General features: G+C 72.3%; 10 protein-coding genes, 2 pseudogenes and 1 riboswitch. Of the genes and pseudogenes, 9 read left to right on the forward strand and 3 right to left on the reverse strand.

The features are described 5' to 3' along the window. The first annotated feature begins 132 nt into the window (after positions 1-132). Both mfd and ACFWIS_RS18715 read left to right on the forward strand, forming a co-directional pair. Complete coding sequence (gene mfd, locus ACFWIS_RS18710; RefSeq protein WP_380462467.1) at positions 133-3,786, forward strand: transcription-repair coupling factor; 3,654 nt, start codon at positions 133-135, stop codon at positions 3,784-3,786. A gap of 152 nt (positions 3,787-3,938) precedes the next feature. Next, positions 3,939-4,976 carry a MazG family protein gene (locus tag ACFWIS_RS18715; protein ID WP_380462466.1) on the forward strand — a complete coding sequence of 346 codons (1,038 nt, stop codon included), beginning with the start codon at positions 3,939-3,941 and terminating at the stop codon, positions 4,974-4,976. A 38-nt stretch (positions 4,977-5,014) separates the two neighbouring features. On the opposite strand, the gene ACFWIS_RS18720 is transcribed toward ACFWIS_RS18715, so the two are convergent. Next, positions 5,015-5,452, reverse strand: a complete 438-nt coding sequence (locus tag ACFWIS_RS18720) for an SDR family NAD(P)-dependent oxidoreductase (protein ID WP_380462465.1) — start codon at positions 5,450-5,452, stop codon at positions 5,015-5,017. Positions 5,453-5,776: 324 nt separating this feature from the next. Here ACFWIS_RS18720 and ACFWIS_RS18725 point away from each other — a divergent pair, with 324 nt between their 5' ends. The 7 genes and pseudogenes from ACFWIS_RS18725 (at position 5,777) to ACFWIS_RS18755 (ending at position 13,876) form a co-directional block, all read left to right on the forward strand. Further along, a complete protein-coding gene (locus ACFWIS_RS18725) occupies positions 5,777-7,105 on the forward strand; it encodes a cytochrome P450 (protein WP_380462464.1) in 1,329 nt (442 codons plus the stop codon). 210 nt (positions 7,106-7,315) lie between these two features. Then, positions 7,316-7,485: riboswitch (cyclic di-AMP (ydaO/yuaA leader) on the forward strand. A gap of 1 nt (position 7,486) precedes the next feature. Further along, the gene (locus ACFWIS_RS18730) at positions 7,487-8,248 is read left to right on the forward strand and encodes a transglycosylase family protein (protein WP_380462463.1); all 762 of its coding nucleotides are present in this window, start codon (positions 7,487-7,489) and stop codon (positions 8,246-8,248) included. Positions 8,249-8,513: 265 nt separating this feature from the next. Beyond that, positions 8,514-9,803, forward strand: a complete 1,290-nt coding sequence (gene eno, locus ACFWIS_RS18735) for a phosphopyruvate hydratase (protein ID WP_380462462.1) — start codon at positions 8,514-8,516, stop codon at positions 9,801-9,803. 198 nt (positions 9,804-10,001) lie between these two features. Next, a complete protein-coding gene (locus tag ACFWIS_RS18740; RefSeq protein ID WP_380462461.1) occupies positions 10,002-10,484 on the forward strand; it encodes a septum formation initiator family protein in 483 nt (160 codons plus the stop codon). Beyond that, positions 10,456-10,995 (forward strand): annotated as a pseudogene (locus ACFWIS_RS18745) (DUF501 domain-containing protein); the annotation flags it as partial. The gene ACFWIS_RS18740 and the pseudogene ACFWIS_RS18745, both read left to right, overlap by 29 nt. A 149-nt stretch (positions 10,996-11,144) precedes the next feature. After that, on the forward strand, positions 11,145-12,080 hold the full coding sequence (locus ACFWIS_RS18750; protein ID WP_380462470.1) for an exopolyphosphatase: 936 nt from the start codon (positions 11,145-11,147) through the stop codon (positions 12,078-12,080). A gap of 428 nt (positions 12,081-12,508) precedes the next feature. Continuing rightward, positions 12,509-13,876: an NAD(P)/FAD-dependent oxidoreductase gene (locus tag ACFWIS_RS18755; RefSeq protein WP_380462460.1), complete on the forward strand. Its 1,368-nt coding sequence runs from the start codon at positions 12,509-12,511 to the stop codon at positions 13,874-13,876. Between the two features lie 235 nt (positions 13,877-14,111). Here the strand turns inward: ACFWIS_RS18755 and ACFWIS_RS18760 are convergent, their stop codons facing one another. After that, positions 14,112-16,670 (reverse strand): ABC transporter permease, encoded by a 2,559-nt coding sequence (locus ACFWIS_RS18760; protein WP_380462459.1) that lies wholly within the window; start codon positions 16,668-16,670, stop codon positions 14,112-14,114. Between the two features lie 47 nt (positions 16,671-16,717). Beyond that, positions 16,718-16,812: pseudogene (locus ACFWIS_RS18765) on the reverse strand (ABC transporter ATP-binding protein); the annotation flags it as partial.

The following is a 16,812-nucleotide window of genomic DNA, read 5'->3' on the forward strand; positions in this document are numbered from 1 at the left end:
GCGTGCCCGTCCGTGCCGCGGCGTAGGCTGGAGACCCCCGGCCGCTCGGCGCGCCGGGCCGTTCGCGTTGCCCCGGCGGGCTACTCGCCGCCCGGAGGCAGCACCAGCCACGGGACGAAGAAGAGACCGCAGATGAGCCTGACCGGACTGCTCGATGTCGTCGCGCGGGATGCGGCGCTCGCCGAGGCGATCGAGGCGGCCACCGCCACCGGAGCCGCGGCCGGCAGCCGCCGCCACCTGGACCTGGTCGGCCCGCCCGCCGCCCGGCCGTTCGCCATCGCCGCGCTGGCCCGCGCACTGGCCGGGCAGGCCGCCGGCGACCGGGGCCGCCCGGTGCTGGCCGTCACCGCCACCGGCCGGGAGGCGGAGGACCTGGCCGCCTCGCTGCGCTCGCTGCTGCCCGCCGACGCGGTCGCCGAGTACCCGGCCTGGGAGACCCTGCCGCACGAGCGGCTGTCGCCCCGCTCGGACACCGTCGGCCGCCGGCTGGCCGTGCTGCGCCGGATCGTCCACCCGCGGGCGGACGATCCGGCGGCCGGCCCGGTGCAGGTGATCGTCGCCCCGGTCCGGTCGGTGCTCCAGCCGCAGGTCAAGGGGCTGGCCGAGCTGGAGCCGGTGGCCGTCCGGCGCGGCGAGTCGCACGACCTGGGGGAGGTGGCCCGCCGGCTCGCCGCGGCCGCCTATGCGCGGGTCGAACTGGTCGAGAAGCGCGGCGAGTTCGCCGTCCGCGGCGGCATCCTGGACGTCTTCCCGCCGACCGAGGAGCACCCGCTGCGGGTGGAGTTCTGGGGCGACGAGGTCGAGGAGATCCGCTACTTCAAGGTCGCCGACCAGCGCTCGCTGGAGATCGCCGAGCACGGCCTGTGGGCGCCGCCCTGCCGCGAGCTGCTGCTGACCGACGAGGTGCGCGCCCGGGCCGCCGAACTGGCCGTCCGGCAGCCCGGGTTGGCCGAGATCCTGGACAAGATCGCCGAGGGCATCGCGGTCGAGGGCATGGAGTCGCTGGCCCCGGTGCTGGTCGACGACATGGAGCTGCTGCTCGACGTGCTGCCGCTCGGCTCGGTCGCGGTGGTCTGCGACCCGGAGCGGGTGCGGACCCGGGCCGCCGACCTGGTGGCCACCAGCCAGGAGTTCCTGCACGCCTCCTGGGTCGCCGCGGCCGCCGGCGGCGACCTGCCGATCGACCTGGAGACCATCGACGTCTCCGCCGCCTCGCTGCGCTCGCTCGCCGAGGTGCGCGAGCACGCCGACGAGATCGGACTGGCCTGGTGGTCCGTCAGCCCGTTCGCGACCAGCGAGTCCACGGTCGACGGCATCCTTGCCCGCGACGGAGTCGCTGACTGGCACGGCGATGCCAACACCCTGACCCTCGGCATGCACGCCGTCGAGGCCTACCGGGGCGACACCGCCCGGGCGATCGCCGACGCCAAGGACCGGCTGGCCGCCGACTGGCGGGTCGTCATGGTGACCGAGGGCCACGGACCGGCCTCGCGGCTGGCGGAGGTGCTCGGCAACGAGGGCATCCCGGCCCGGCTGGTCGCCGACCTCGGCGAGGCGCCCACCCGGGACGTCGTGTATGTCTCCTGCGGCTCCATCGAGCACGGTTTCGTGGACGAGGGGCTGAAGCTCACCGTCATCACCGAGACCGACCTGTCCGGCCAGAGGTCCTCCACCAAGGACATGCGCCGGATGCCGTCCCGGCGCCGCAACGCGATCGACCCGCTGGCCCTGGCGACCGGCGACTACGTGGTGCACGAGGCGCACGGCGTCGGCCGGTACGTCGAGATGGTGCAGCGCACCGTCCAGGGCGCCACCCGCGAGTACCTGGTGCTGGAGTACGCCCCCGCCAAGCGCGGCCACCCCGGCGACCGGCTGTTCGTGCCGACCGACCAGCTCGACCAGGTCACCAAGTACGTCGGCGGCGAGGCCCCGACGCTGCACCGGCTCGGCGGCGCGGACTGGGCGAAGACCAAGCAGCGCGCCAAGAAGGCGGTCAAGGAGATCGCCGCCGACCTGATCAAGCTGTACTCGGCCCGGATGGCCGCGCCCGGCCACACCTTCGGCCCGGACACCCCGTGGCAGCGCGAGCTGGAGGACGCCTTCCCGTACGCGGAGACGCCGGACCAGCTGACCACCATCGCCGAGGTCAAGTCGGACATGGAGAAGTCCGTCCCGATGGACCGGCTGATCTGCGGCGACGTCGGCTACGGCAAGACCGAGATCGCGGTGCGGGCCGCGTTCAAGGCGGTGCAGGACGGCAAGCAGGTGGCGGTGCTGGTGCCGACCACGCTGCTGGTGCAGCAGCACTTCTCCACCTTCGCCGAGCGGTACGCCAACTTCCCGGTCACCGTGAAGGCGCTGTCCCGCTTCCAGACCGACACCGAGGCCAAGGCCGTCCTGGAGGGGCTGTTCGAGGGCTCGGTGGACGTCGTCATCGGCACCCACCGGCTGTTCTCCTCCGAGACCAGGTTCAAGGACCTCGGCCTGGTCATCGTCGACGAGGAGCAGCGCTTCGGCGTCGAGCACAAGGAGCAGCTGAAGAAGCTGCGCGCCAACGTGGACGTGCTCACCATGTCCGCGACGCCGATCCCGCGCACCCTGGAGATGGCCGTCACCGGCATCCGCGAGATGTCCACCATCACCACCCCGCCGGAGGAGCGGCACCCGGTGCTGACCTTCGTCGGGCCGTACGACGAGAAGCAGATCTCGGCCGCGATCCGGCGCGAACTCCTGCGCGAGGGCCAGGTGTTCTACATCCACAACCGGGTCGAGTCGATCGACAAGGCGGCTGCCCGGCTCAAGGACCTCGTCCCCGAGGCGCGGATCGCCACCGCGCACGGGCAGATGGGGGAGACCCAGCTGGAGAAGGTCGTCGTCGACTTCTGGGAGAAGGAGTTCGACGTCCTGGTGTCGACCACGATCGTGGAGTCCGGCATCGACATCTCCAACGCCAACACCCTGATCGTCGAGCGCGGCGACACCTTCGGCCTCTCGCAGCTGCACCAGCTGCGCGGCCGGGTCGGGCGCGGGCGCGAGCGCGGCTACGCGTACATGCTGTACCCGCCGGAGAAGCCGCTCACCGAGACCGCCCACGAGCGGCTGGCCACCATCGCCCAGCACACCGAGATGGGCGCCGGCATGTACGTCGCGATGAAGGACCTGGAGATCCGCGGGGCCGGCAACCTGCTCGGCGGCGAGCAGTCCGGGCACATCGCGGGGGTCGGCTTCGACCTCTACATGCGGATGGTCGGCGAGGCGGTGGCCGAGTTCCGCGAGTCGCTGGCGGGCGGTGGCGAGCCGGAGGAGGAGCCGCTGGAGGTGAAGATCGAGCTGCCGGTCGACGCCCACGTGCCGCACGACTACGCGCCCGGCGAGCGGCTGCGGCTGCAGGCCTACCGCTCGATCGCGGCGGTCAACTCGGAGGCGGACATCCAGCAGGTCCGGGACGAACTCGTGGACCGCTACGGCAAGCTGCCGGAGCCGGTGGAGAACCTGCTGATGGTCGCCGCGCTGCGGCTGTACGCCCGGCGGTGCGGGATCTCGGACATCACCCTGCAGGGCACGAACGTCCGCTTCGGCCCGGTGGAACTGCGCGAGTCCCAGCAGCTGCGGCTGAACCGGCTCTACCCGCGCAGCCAGGTCAAGGCGGCGGCCCAGCAGCTGCTGGTGCCCCGGCCGAGCACCGGCCGGATCGGCGGCAAGCCGCTGGTCGGGCGGGAACTGCTGGCCTGGTGCACAGAGTTCCTGTCGGCCATGTTCGACGACCTGGCCGGGGCGAGGAAGTAGCACCGGCCGGTCGACGCGCACGGCGGTCCCGGGGCTCGGCCCGGGGCCGCCGTGCTGCTCGGGCGGTCCGACGTCCCGAGCCGGGGAGCAGGACGCCGGCGGGTGCGTCCGTGGGTCGGATCGGGGTGGGGCGGGGCGGGTAGGTTCGAGGTGTGACGACGAATGGTGTGCAGACGAACGCCGCGGGCGCGAAGTTGATCCTGCTGACCACCACCCACCGGGTGGCCCCCGGGTTGCTGGCGTGGCCGGCCTGGGAGGCCCTGCGGTCGGCCGGGCGGGTGCTGGTGGCGGACGAGGGGCATCCGCAGGTGGCGGCGGTGCGGCAGGCCGGGGTGGTGGTCGAGGTGGTGCCGGCCGGTTCGGCTCCGGCGCTGGCGCGGCTGCTGACCGGGCAGCCGGCCGGGTCGGGGCCGACGGTGTGGCTGGGCGGCCCGGACGGGGATCCGGGGCTGACGGACGCGCTGGCCCGTCTCGCGGTCGAGCACGCCGGTGAGGTGCCGGAGATCGAGGTGCTGCCGGGCTCCTACGACCTGCCGGGGGCGCGGCTGCTGGACCTCGCCTCGGTGATGGACCGGCTGCGCTCGCCGGGCGGCTGTCCGTGGGACGCCGAGCAGACCCACGAGAGCCTGGTGAAGTACCTGGTCGAGGAGGCCTACGAGCTGGTCGAGGCGATCGAGGAGGGGGACCGGGACGCGCTGCGCGAGGAGTTGGGCGACGTCCTGCTGCAGGTGTTCTTCCACGCCCGGATCGCCGAGGAGCACCCGACCGAGCCGTTCACCGTGGACGACGTGGCCGGGGACATCGTGGAGAAGCTGGTGTACCGGCACCCGCACGTGTTCGGGGACGTCGAGGCCGACGGCGCCGCCGAGGTGGAGGCGAACTGGGAGCAGCTGAAGGCGGCCGAGAAGGCGGACCGGGAGTCCGTCCTGGACGGCGTGCCGGCCGGGCTGCCGGCGCTGGCGTACGCGGCGAAGCTGGTGTCCCGGGTGCGCCGGGCGGGCTTCACCGAGGTGCCGGACGAGCCGTACCGGCTGCCGGAGGAGCTGACCGCGGAGTCGGCGGGCCGGCTGCTGCTGGCGGTGGCGCAGCGGGCGCACGACGCGGGGGTGGACGTGGACGCGGCGCTGCGCTCGGCCGCGCGCGGCTACCGGGACGCGGTGCGCGCGGCCGAGGGGCTCAAGCCGGAGTAGGCCCTGTCCGGCCGAGCCGGTCGGGCCGGAGCGGTCGTTCAGGCCGCCGTGGCGGTGTGCCCGGCGGTGTGTTCGGCGGGGCGCCGCTGCGGCGGCACGACCTCGCCGATGGCCTCGCCGACCAGGGCGACCAGTTCGGCGAGCCGCTCCAGGTCGAGGTGGTCGGGCAGGTCGGCGAGGGAGACGATCCGCTCGCCCCCGGGGCCGGCGACGCAGAAGAGGTCGATCGGCCCGAGGTGCTTCTCGGCGGTGTCGACCAGGGCGGCGACGTCGCTGGGCCGGCGGATGTCACCGCCGACGCCGACCACCGGGCAGCCGGGCCGGTCGAGTTCGGCGGCGAGGTCCTCGGCGACTCCGGCGTGCTGGTCGGCGATCAGCATCCCGGCGGCGCCGGCCGCGGTGAACCCGCGGGCGAGGTCGGCTCCTGAACCGCCGTCGAGCACCGCGATGACGACGACTGCTCCGCTGACCCGCATGGCCTGCTCCTCCCTGTGGGCGACACCGCACCGGCGCCCACGCGTACTGCGGAGGATCGTAGGCACGTCCTGACCCTCCGCAACAGGGATTACCCCGCAGGTGACCAGGCTCACGCCTGCCACCGGGCCAAGAGCTGTCCAAGGGCTGTCCACCGACCGTCCACGGGCCGTCCACGGAGTGTTGGCGCACCGCTCGCGCGCCGCTCACCAGCCCCTCGCGCACCGCTCGCCCGCCGCTCGCCGGCGACGGACGAACCGGTGACTTCCCGGTGGCCGCCCAGGCGCCCGTCCGGCCCGGTCCGGTCCAGCGGTTACGGTCGACGCATGCCAGCTCAGCCCGAGGGCCCCCGGCCCGCCGCCCAGCCCGAACCGCAGCCCGCCCCGGAGCTCTTCACCTGGGAGTTCGCCGCCGACCCGTACCCCGCCTACGCCTGGCTGCGCGAGCACGCCCCGGTTCGCCGCACCACCCTGCCGAGCGGCGTGGAGGCCTGGCTGGTGACCAGGTACGCGGACGCCCGGCAGGCGCTGGCGGACAGCCGGCTGTCGAAGAACCCGGCGCACCACAGCGAGCAGGCGCACCGCACCGGCCGGGTGGGCATCCCGGGGGAGCGGCAGGCGGACCTGATGACCCACCTGCTGAACATCGACCCGCCGGACCACACCCGGCTGCGCCGCCTGGTGTCGAAGGCGTTCACCCCGCGCCGGGTGGCCGAGTTCGAGCCGCGGGTGCAGCAGTTGACCGACCGGCTGATCGACGGCTTCGCCCGGCGCGGATCGGCGGACCTGATCCACGAGTTCGCCTTCCCGCTCCCCATCTACGCGATCTGCGACATGCTGGGCGTGCCGGCCGAGGACCAGGACGACTTCCGGGACTGGGCCGGGATGATGCTGCGACACACGAAGCCGGGCCAAGGCGGCGGCCAACGCGGCGGTGTGGGGCGGGCGGTGAGGCGGATGCGGGCGTACCTGCTGGAGCTGATCCACCGCAAGCGGGCGGACCTCGGCGACGACCTGATCTCCGGTCTGATCCGGGCGAGCGACCACGGCGAGCACCTCACCGAGAACGAGGCCGCCGCGATGGCGTTCATCCTCCTCTTCGCGGGCTTCGAGACCACCGTCAACCTGATCGGCAACGGCACCTACGCGCTGCTGCGCAATCCGGAGCAGCGGCGCCTGCTGCAGGAGTCGGTGGCCCGGGGGGAGACCGGGCTGCTGGAGACCGGGATCGAGGAACTCCTGCGCTACGACGGGCCGGTGGAGCTGGCGACCTGGCGCTTCGCGACCCGGCCGCTGACCATCGGCGGGGTGGACATCCCGGTCGGCGACCCGGTGCTGGTGGTGCTGGCGGCGGCGGACCGCGACCCGGCCCGGTTCGCCGACGAGAACACCCTCGACCTGGCCCGGAGCGACAATCCCCACCTGGGCTTCGGGCACGGCATCCACTACTGCATCGGCGCCCCGCTGGCCCGGCTGGAGGGTCGGGCCGCGCTGGCCACGCTGCTCTCCCGGCTGCCCGATCTGCGGCTGGCCGAGAATCCGGAGGACCTGCGCTGGCGGGGTGGCCTGATCATGCGTGGATTGCGCGAACTTCCGGTCGAATTCAGTCCGGAAGCCCGCTCCCCGCACGCCCGTCCTGAGGCCCCGACACGCTGACGTGACGTCGTCGAACGGGCTCCAGCTGCGGTGTGAACGAGCATCAAACCGGACAAAGCCCCGCTGTTGGTAGGCGATCGAGCACGCGCCGTAATTCTTGTGTGATGTCGGTGATATGAGCTTGTGATCGGTCTGAGGATCTGTCTAGTCTCCCTGGAGTTCGCAGCTGCGGACCCCGTGCGCGGAACGCCGAATCCTGCCCGCCGCGCGACGGGAAACCGACCAGACCCTGGGCAGGGGCGGGGGACCCAGGTTTGTTGCCGTCTCCCCACGGCTTGGGGTGAAGCCGCCCGAGCGGAATCGTTTCCGTCGACGGCGGCCGGGCCACCTCCCGGTCCGAACCCGACAGCTCACCTCGCAGGCGTGCGGAGAGGGACCTTCATGCTGTTCGTTGGAACTGGCCGTCATCGTCGTCGCACCCAGACCGAGAAGGCCATCGCCGTCGCCGGTGTGGCCGGCGTCGGACTCGCGCTGCCGCTCCTCACCGCCACCGGAGCCTCCGCCGCCCCGGCCTCCGTCTGGGACTCCGTCGCCCAGTGCGAGAGCGGCGGCAACTGGAGCATCAACACCGGCAACGGCTTCTCCGGCGGCCTGCAGTTCACCCCCAGCACCTGGAAGGCGTACGGCGGCACCGCGTACGCGGCGCAGGCCAACCAGGCCAGCCGGGCGCAGCAGATCTCGGTCGCCGAGAAGGTGCTCGCCTCGCAGGGCCCGGGTGCCTGGCCGGTCTGCTCCGTCAAGGCCGGCCTGAGCAAGGGCGGCGCCCCGGCGGCCGTGGACACCTCCTCGGACGCCAAGCCGCAGTCCGCGCCGAAGCAGAAGGCCCAGCCGCAGGCCGCGAAGCCCGCCGCGAAGCCCGTCCAGCAGTACGCCCCGAAGCACGCCGCGCCGAAGCAGGCCGAGCGGCCCGCCGAGCAGCCGGTGCAGCAGTACACGCCGAAGCACGCCGCCCCGCGCGCCGCCCAGGCCCCGTCCGCCCAGACCGGCCACGACTACACCGTCCGCTCCGGCGACACGCTGTCGACGATCGCCGACGCCCAGGGCGTGTCCGGCGGCTGGCAGGCGCTGTACGACGGCAACCGCGGCACGGTCGGCGGCGACCCGAACCTGATCCTGCCCGGCCAGGTGCTGCACCTCGGCTGAGCCGTTCCGCACGGCTCCGGAAGCCGAACGGAGGAGGGGGCCGCGCCCGGCGGTCCCCTTCGTCCGCGTTCGTCCGTGATGGTGGGACAAGTCGGGTCGGGCAGGTGAACTACCGGTGGGTAGCGGGGCCACACGCTGAGACGGAGTCGAGGTCGACGTGGCCCCGGGAGCCCGGGCGGTTAGGCTCTGGTCGTAACGACTCCGCAATCCTCCGGCCGACCGGCACCACCGTCAGCCGGACCCTGCTTCCGCAAGGAGATGCTTCGTGCCGTCCATCGATGTCGTCGTAGCCCGCGAAATCCTCGACTCCCGCGGCAACCCCACGGTCGAGGTCGAGGTCGGCCTCGACGACGGCAGCACGGGTCGTGCCGCTGTTCCGTCGGGCGCCTCGACCGGCGCCTTCGAGGCGCTGGAGCTGCGCGACGGTGACAAGAACCGCTACTTCGGCAAGGGCGTGGAGAAGGCCGTCCTGGCCGTCATCGAGCAGATCGGCCCGGAGCTGGTCGGCTACGACGCCACCGAGCAGCGCCTGATCGACCAGGCCATGCTCGACCTGGACGCCACCCCGGACAAGTCCTCGCTCGGCGCCAACGCCATCCTGGGCGTCTCGCTGGCCGTCGCGCACGCCGCCTCCGAGGCCAGCGACCTGCCGCTGTTCCGCTACCTGGGCGGCCCGAACGCGCACGTCCTGCCGGTCCCGATGATGAACATCCTCAACGGTGGCTCCCACGCGGACTCCAACGTCGACATCCAGGAGTTCATGATCGCCCCGATCGGCGCGGAGTCCTTCTCCGAGGCCGTCCGCTGGGGCGTCGAGGTCTACCACACCCTCAAGGGCGTGCTGAAGGAGCGCGGCCTGTCCACCGGCCTCGGCGACGAGGGCGGCTTCGCGCCGAACCTGGACAGCAACCGGGAGGCCCTGGACCTCATCACCGAGGCCATCCAGAAGGCCGGCTACGTGCCCGGCCGTGACATCGCGCTGGCCCTGGACGTCGCCGCCTCCGAGTTCTACCAGGACGGCGCCTACCAGTTCGAGGGCAAGGCCCTGTCGGCCGCCGAGCTCATCGAGTACTACGCCGAGCTGGTCGCCGCCTACCCGCTGGTCTCCATCGAGGACCCGCTGGACGAGTCGGACTGGAACGGCTGGAAGGCCATGACCGTCAAGCTGGGCGACAAGGTCCAGCTGGTCGGCGACGACCTGTTCGTCACCAACCCGGCCCGCCTGGCCAAGGGCATCGAGACCGGCACCGCCAACGCCCTGCTGGTGAAGGTGAACCAGATCGGCTCGCTGACCGAGACCCTGGACGCCGTCGAGCTGGCCCAGCGCAACGGCTACCGCTGCATGATGTCGCACCGCTCCGGCGAGACCGAGGACGTCACCATCGCCGACCTGGCCGTCGCCACCAACTGCGGCCAGATCAAGACCGGTGCCCCGGCCCGCTCCGAGCGCGTCGCCAAGTACAACCAGCTGCTGCGCATCGAGGAGATCCTCGACGACGCCGCCGAGTACGCCGGCCGCGGCGCCTTCCCGCGGTTCCGCTCCGCGGACCAGTAAGCACAGCAGGTTCGAGGCCCGGAACTCCGAGGCCCGAGGGTTCGAGGCCCGGGACTCCGAGGCCGGAGACCAGGGGGCCGAAGTCCCCGGTAGCGCACGCCTGACCGGTGCCCCGGCGCACACCCCGTAGGGTGGGCGGCGGGGCACCGTCGCGACCAGGAGGGGATACGGGAGATGGCTGGCTGGAGGATCCCGGGCTTGGCGGCCCGGCCTCGGTTCACGAGCCGGGCGACCGTCCTCGTCCTGGTGCTCTGCTCGCTGGTCGCGATCCTGGCCTACCCGACCCGGCAGTTCATCTCCCAGCGCGCCGAGATCTCCGCCCAGCGGGCGAAGGCCGACCACGCGCGCCAGCAGGTCGATCAGCTGCGCCGGGACAAGGCCCGATGGCAGGATCCGGAGTACGTCAAGGCGCAGGCCCGCGCCCGGCTGCACTACGCGGTGCCGGGGGAGACCCCGTACATCGCGGTGGACCCGTCCGGTGCGGCCGCCCGGCCCGCCGCCCCGGCCGGCTCCGCGACTCCCTCCGCCGAGGCGGCGGCCGGCCAGGCGAAGGCCGCCAAGCCCTGGTACACCAGCATCTGGGACTCGGTGGACGCCGCCGACCCCGTCGCGCTGGCCCCCGCCGCCCCCCGTCCGCTCCCCCCGTCGTCCGTTGGAGACCCCACCCCCCATGACCACTGAGAACCACCCCGCCGTCTCCGACGCCGACGTCGCGGCCATCGCCGCCCAGCTCGGCCGGGTGCCGCGCGGCCTGCGCGGTGTGGCGCACCGCTGCCCCTGCGGCAACCCCGACGTCGTGGAGACGGCCCCCCGGCTGCCGGACGGCACGCCGTTCCCGACGCTGTACTACCTGACCTGCCCCAAGGCCGCCTCGCTGATCGGCACGCTGGAGGCCGAGGGCGTGATGAAGGACCAGACCGCCCGCCTCGCCGAGGACCCGGAGCTGGCCGCCGCCTACCAGAAGGCGCACGAGGACTACATCGCCCGACGCGACGCGATCGAGGTGCTGGAGGGCTTCCCGAGCGCCGGCGGCATGCCGGACCGGGTGAAGTGCCTGCACGTGCTGGTCGGCCACTCGTTGGCGGCCGGCGAGGGCGTCAACCCGCTCGGCGACGAGGCGATCGGCATGCTGGAGGACTGGTGGGCCAAGGGCCCGTGCGTCTCCCCGGCCGAGGTCGAGGCGGCCGGGGAGCGGGTCCTGCGCAACCGGGCCAAGGAGCAGGACCACGAGGCCGTGATCGAGGCCAAGCAGCAGAAGACCGCCGAGCGGGCCGCCAGGAAGCGCGCCGCCGAGGCCGCGGCCTCGGAAGCCGGCGCAGCTGAGCAGGAGTCCGAGTGAGCATGACCCGTGTGGCCGCGATCGACTGCGGCACCAACTCGATCCGGCTGCTGGTCGCGGACCTCGACCCGGAGACCGGCGAGATCACCGACCTCGACCGCCGGATGATCATCAACCGGCTGGGCCAGGGCGTGGACCGGACCGGCCGCCTCCACCCGGACGCGCTGGAGCGCACCTTCGCGGCCTGCCGGGAGTACCGGGAGATCATCGCGGGCTTCGGCGTCGGCCCGGAGCGCACCCGCTTCGTCGCCACCAGTGCCTCCCGGGACGCCGAGAACAGCGACGAGTACGTCAAGGGCGTGCGCGAGATCCTGGGCGTCGAGCCGGAGGTGGTGAGCGGCGAGGAGGAGGCCCACCTGTCCTTCGTGGGCGCCACCAAGGAGCTGACCGGCGGCCAGTTCCCCGCCCCCTACCTGGTCTTCGACCTCGGCGGCGGCTCCACCGAGTTCGTGCTCGGCGCGGCCGAGGTGGAGGCGGCGCGCTCGGTCGACATCGGCTGCGTGCGGCTGACCGAGCGGCATTTCGCCGGGGCCGAGCTGCCCTCCGCGGAGCAGGTCGCGGAGGCCCGGGCGCACGTGCGGGCCGAGCTGGACAAGGCCGAGGAGGTCGTCCCGCTGACCGGTGCGGCCACCCTGGTGGGCCTGGCCGGGACGGTCACCACGGTGTCCGCGATCGCCCAGGACCTGCCCGCCTACGACTCGGCGCGGATCCACCACTCGCGGATCAGCCGCGAGCGGGTCGCGGAGATCGCCCGGGAGCTGCTGGCCGCCACCCACGCGGAGCGCGCGGCGATCCCGTCGATGCACCCGGGCCGGGTGGACGTGATCGCGGCGGGCGCGCTGGAGCTGCTGGAGATCATGGAGCGCACCGACGCCGCCGAGGTGGTCGTGAGCGAGCACGACATCCTGGACGGCATCGCCTGGAGTACGGCCTCCTGAAGGCCCTCAGGCCTTACGACACCGGCCCCGACGCCCTTTCCGGGGTGCCGGGGCCGGGGCGCGCCCGGGCTCGGGCGAGAACCTTCGTGAATTTCTTCACATGGCGATCCAGTCATTCGTCGCACCCCGGGGCCCGCTACGCCCGAATTGTGAGACCGAAGGCCGGTCGGTCGCGCGGCCCCTTGGATCGCAGGTCAGGCCTCGTTCAGGGTTTGAAAATCGAAATCACAAGCGGGAACCCGGGCGCTGTACGGATCGTTGCTGCTCAGCCGGGTGGTGCTCCGGCGCACGTTCACGAGGGACTGCCGGGGCCCGTGAGCCGGTGCGCCGGTGTCGTTTTTGTGGGCGCGGAGTGTAGCACGGGGTGTCCATGAGCTTGTGACCGGGCTCACGAAGGCTCCTCCGGACGGTGCTGGATACTTTCGGATATGAGCACCACGGAGCGTCCTCGCATCCTCATTGTCGGCGGTGGTTACGTCGGCCTGTATGCCGCGATGCGCATCCTCAAGAAGATGCGTTACGGCGAAGCGACCGTCACGGTCGTGGACCCGCGGTCGTACATGACGTACCTGCCCTTCCTCCCCGAGGCGGCCGGCGGCAACGTCGCGCCTCGCAACCTCGTCGCGCCGCTGCGCAAGACCCTCAAGCAGGCGGAGGTGCTGACCGGGTCCGTCACCGGCATCGACCACGCCCGCAAGGTCGCCACCATCCAGCCGGCGGCCGGCGACAGCTACGAGCTGCCCTTCGAGTACCTGGTCGTCGCGACCGGTTCGGTCTCCCGCACCTTCCCGATCCCGGGTCTGGCGGAGAACGGCATCGGCATGAAGACGGTCGAGGAGGCCATCGGCCTCCGGAACCACGTCATGGCCCAGCTCGACAAGGCCGAGTCCACCTCGGACGAGGAGGTCCGCCGCAAGGCCCTGACCTTCGTCGTCATCGGCGGCGGCTTCGCCGGCATCGAGACGGTCGCCGAGATCGAGGACATGGCGCGCGACGCGGCCAAGCTGTACAAGACGGTCAGCCGCGACGACATGCGCTTCGTCGTGGTCGAGGCGGCCAACCGCATCCTCCCCGAGATGGGCCCGGACCTCGGTCTGTGGACCAAGGAGAAGCTCGAGGAGCGCAACATCGAGGTCTACATCGAGACCTCGATGGACTCCTGCATCGACGGCCACGTCATGCTGAAGAACGGCATGGAGATGGACGCCTCCACCATCGTGTGGACGGCCGGCGTCAAGCCGAACCCGGTGCTGGCCAACTTCGGCCTCCCGCTGGGCCCGCGCGGCCACGTCGACACCGCGCCGACCCTCCAGGTCCAGGGCTTCGACTACGTCTGGTCCGCCGGCGACAACGCCCAGGTGCCGGACCTCGCCGCCGGCGAGGGCGCCTGGTGCCCGCCGAACGCGCAGCACGCCTGCCGTCAGGCCGTCGTCCTCGGTGACAACGTCATCTCCGGCATGCGGGGCTTCCCGCAGAAGGAGTACAAGCACAAGAACCTGGGTGCGGTCGCCGGTCTCGGCCTGCACAAGGGCGTGGCGATCCTCTTCGGCAAGTACAAGCTGAAGGGCCGTCCGGCCTGGTGGTTCCACCGCCTGTACCACGGCGCGATGGTCCCGACCGTCAACCGGAAGGTCCGCGTCTTCACCGACTGGACCCTCGCGATGTTCCTGAAGCGCGAAGCCGTGGGCCTCTCCCAGATGGAGAACCCGCAGCTCCCGATCCAGGAGGTCACGCCGCCCACCAAGCCCGTCGAGGCCGCCAAGCCGGCCGCCGACAAGGAGCTCGCCAGCAAGTAAGCGACTGGACCCCGGTGTGGGAGCGCCGGGGTATGAGTCGGAGGCCCTCCGCCCGGCAGTGTCGCCGGACCACGACCTCCGTGGTGCTCAGCCGGCCGTGCGACCGGGCGGAGTACAGCAGTAGCAGAGCCCCTGCCGAAACTCCGGCAGGGGCTCTCGCTGTGTCCGGGGGCCCATCCCGCGACCCCGCCCCCGACCGCGGGTGCGACCGGGGGCGGGGCGGACGGGCGGGGCGTCAGTCGGTCTTGATGCTCGACAGGATGTCCAGCTTGGACGCCCGGCGGGCCGGCCAGAGCGCGGCGACCAGGCCGACCAGCCCGGCCAGCGCCAGGAACAGCGCCAGCTGGCCGTACGGCAGGACGGTGGTCAGCCCGCTCAGGCTGGACTTGAGCGTCCCGTTGATCGCCCAGGCGATGAAGCAGCCGAGCAGCAGGCCGATCCCGGCGCCGAAGAGCGAGATCACCACCGACTCCAGCCGGACCATCCGCTTGATGCCGCGCCGGTCCAGGCCGATCGCCCGCAGCATCCCGATCTCGCGCTTGCGCTCGAAGACCGACATGGCCAGCGTGTTGATCACGCCCAGAATCGCGACCAGCACGGACATCGCCAGCAGGCCGTACATCATGTTCAGCGCGAAGGTGATGGTCTGGCTGAAGGCGTCCCGGACGTCCTGCTTGGACTTCACCTCGATCACCGGGTTGGCGCCGGTGGCGTCCTTGAGCGACTGCTTGAGGCCGTCGGTGGCGCCGTCCCTGCCCTTGACCAGGACGTCGGAGACGTACGGCTGGGGTTCGTGCTTGGCGATCTCGCCGTTGGCCAGCAGGACCGGGCCCAGCATGCCGCCCTTCTCGTACACGCCGCCGACGGTGAGCTGACCGGTGGACTTGTCCGGGTAGGTCACGGTCATCGTCGAGCCGGTGGTGACCTTGGACTTGGTCGCGACGTCCTGGTCCACCAGCAGCTGGCCCTTGCCGAGGGCGGCGGCCGAACCGCTGGTCAGCTTGATGTCGACCAGCTGCTCGAAGCCGTCCGGGTTCAGGCCGGTGACGTCCCGGCGGGTGCCGTCGAGCTTCCAGGAGGCGGAGGTCATCGGCGAGGAGGCCGCGACCCCGGAGGCCTTGGCGATCTGGTCGGGCACCTGCGGGGACAGGCTCATGCCGTTGGCGGCCGAGACGATGTAGTCGGCCTTCATCGAGCTGGTGACGGCCCGGTCGATGGTGTCGCCGACCGAGGTGCCGATCACCGTCAGGCCGCTGACCAGGGTCAGGCCGATGGTGAGCGCGGCGGCGGTGGCCGCGGTGCGGCGCGGGTTGCGCACCGCGTTCTGCTGGGCGAGCTTGCCGGGGGTGCCGCCCAGGCCGCGCAGCAACGGGCCGACCAGGGCGACCACCGGGCGGGAGAGCAGCGGCAGCAGGACGAACACGCCGATCAGGGCCAGGAAGGCGCCCAGACCCACCGGCATGCGGCCGGAGTCGTCACCGGTGGAGGCGCCGAAGCCGATCAGCGCGAGGCCGCCGGCCGCGAACAGGGACCCGACGGTGTTGCGGACCACCAGGCTCTTCTGACTGGTCGGCTGGTCGCCGCTGCTCATCGCGGCCACCGGGGCGATCCGGGCGGCGCGCACGGCCGGCAGCAGGGCCGACAGGACCGTCACCAGGACGCCGACCAGCAGGGTCACCAGGACGGTGGTCGGCGCGATCACCAGCGAGCCGCTCGGCATGTTCTCGTTCAGCGTGCCCATCAGGGACTGCAGCCCGGCGCCGATCCCGATGCCGGCCAGCAGACCGGCCACCGCCGAGACGACGCCGATCAGCAGCGCCTCGACCAGTACCGAGCGGGTCACCTGCTTGCGGCTGGCGCCGATCGCCCGCAGCAGCGCCAGCTCCTTGGTGCGCTGGGCGACCAGCATGGTGAAGGTGTTGGCGATGATGAAGATGCCGACGAACAGCGAGATGCCGGCGAAGACCAGCAGCATGGTGCGCATGCTGTCGGTGCCCCTGGTGATCTGGGCCTGCTCGTCGGCCTTCAGCGTGGCGCCGGTCTCGACGTCGAACTGGTCGCCGGCCGGCACCTTGGGCCGGGCCTGGGCGAGCAGCGCGTCCTCGCCGGTGCCGGGCTTGGCGGTGAGCACGACGCTGCTGTAGCGGCCGGGCTCCAGCAGCAGCTGCTGGGCGGTGGCCTTGTCGAACAGGGTGAGGGTGCCGCCGGTGTTCACCACCGGGTCGTCGGTGGTGAAGACACCGGTGAGCCGGGCCTCGACGACCGGGCCGTTGGCGGCCACCCGGACGGTGTCGCCGACCTTGTAGCCCGCCTTGTCGGCGGTCCTGCGGTCGAGGGCGACCTCCTTGGCGTTCGTCGGGCCCTGGCCCTCGGCCATCGGGTAGCGGGCGTCCTTGCCGTCCTGGCCCGGGGCGAAGTTGGCGCCCTTGGCGGCCCAGAACTGGCCGATCAGGTTGCCCTTCTTGTCGGCCACCCCGGTGAAGCCGCTGACCACCCCGCGGGCGCCGGCGGTGCCGGGCAGGGCGGCCAACTGCTGGACGGTGGCGTCGGTGAGCGCCGCGGAGCCGCTCTCGCTCTTCTGCCGGGCGGTGGCCCCGGAGCCGGCCGCGCGGTCCACCACCTGGACCGAGACGTCCGAGTAGCTCTTGGAGTTGCTGTCCCGCATGGCCTTGCCGAAGGTGTCGGAGAAGACCATGGTGCCGGCGACGAACGCCGTTCCGAGCATGACGGCCAGTGCCGTCATCAGCAGTCGGCCCTTGTGGGCCAGCACATTGCGCAGTGCGGTGCGATACATGAGGTGTCCTGGAGGTGTTCGAGGGCGTGGGGCCGGCTGGCCGGGTGTCAGCTGGTGCGGCCCTTGGCGTCGAAGCGGCGCATGCGGTCCAGGACGGTGTCGGCGGTGGGGTGGTGGAGTTCGTCGACGATGCGGCCGTCGG

The organism is Kitasatospora sp. NPDC127060, from assembly GCF_042724935.1.
Taxonomy (GTDB): Bacteria; Actinomycetota; Actinomycetes; order Streptomycetales; family Streptomycetaceae; genus Kitasatospora.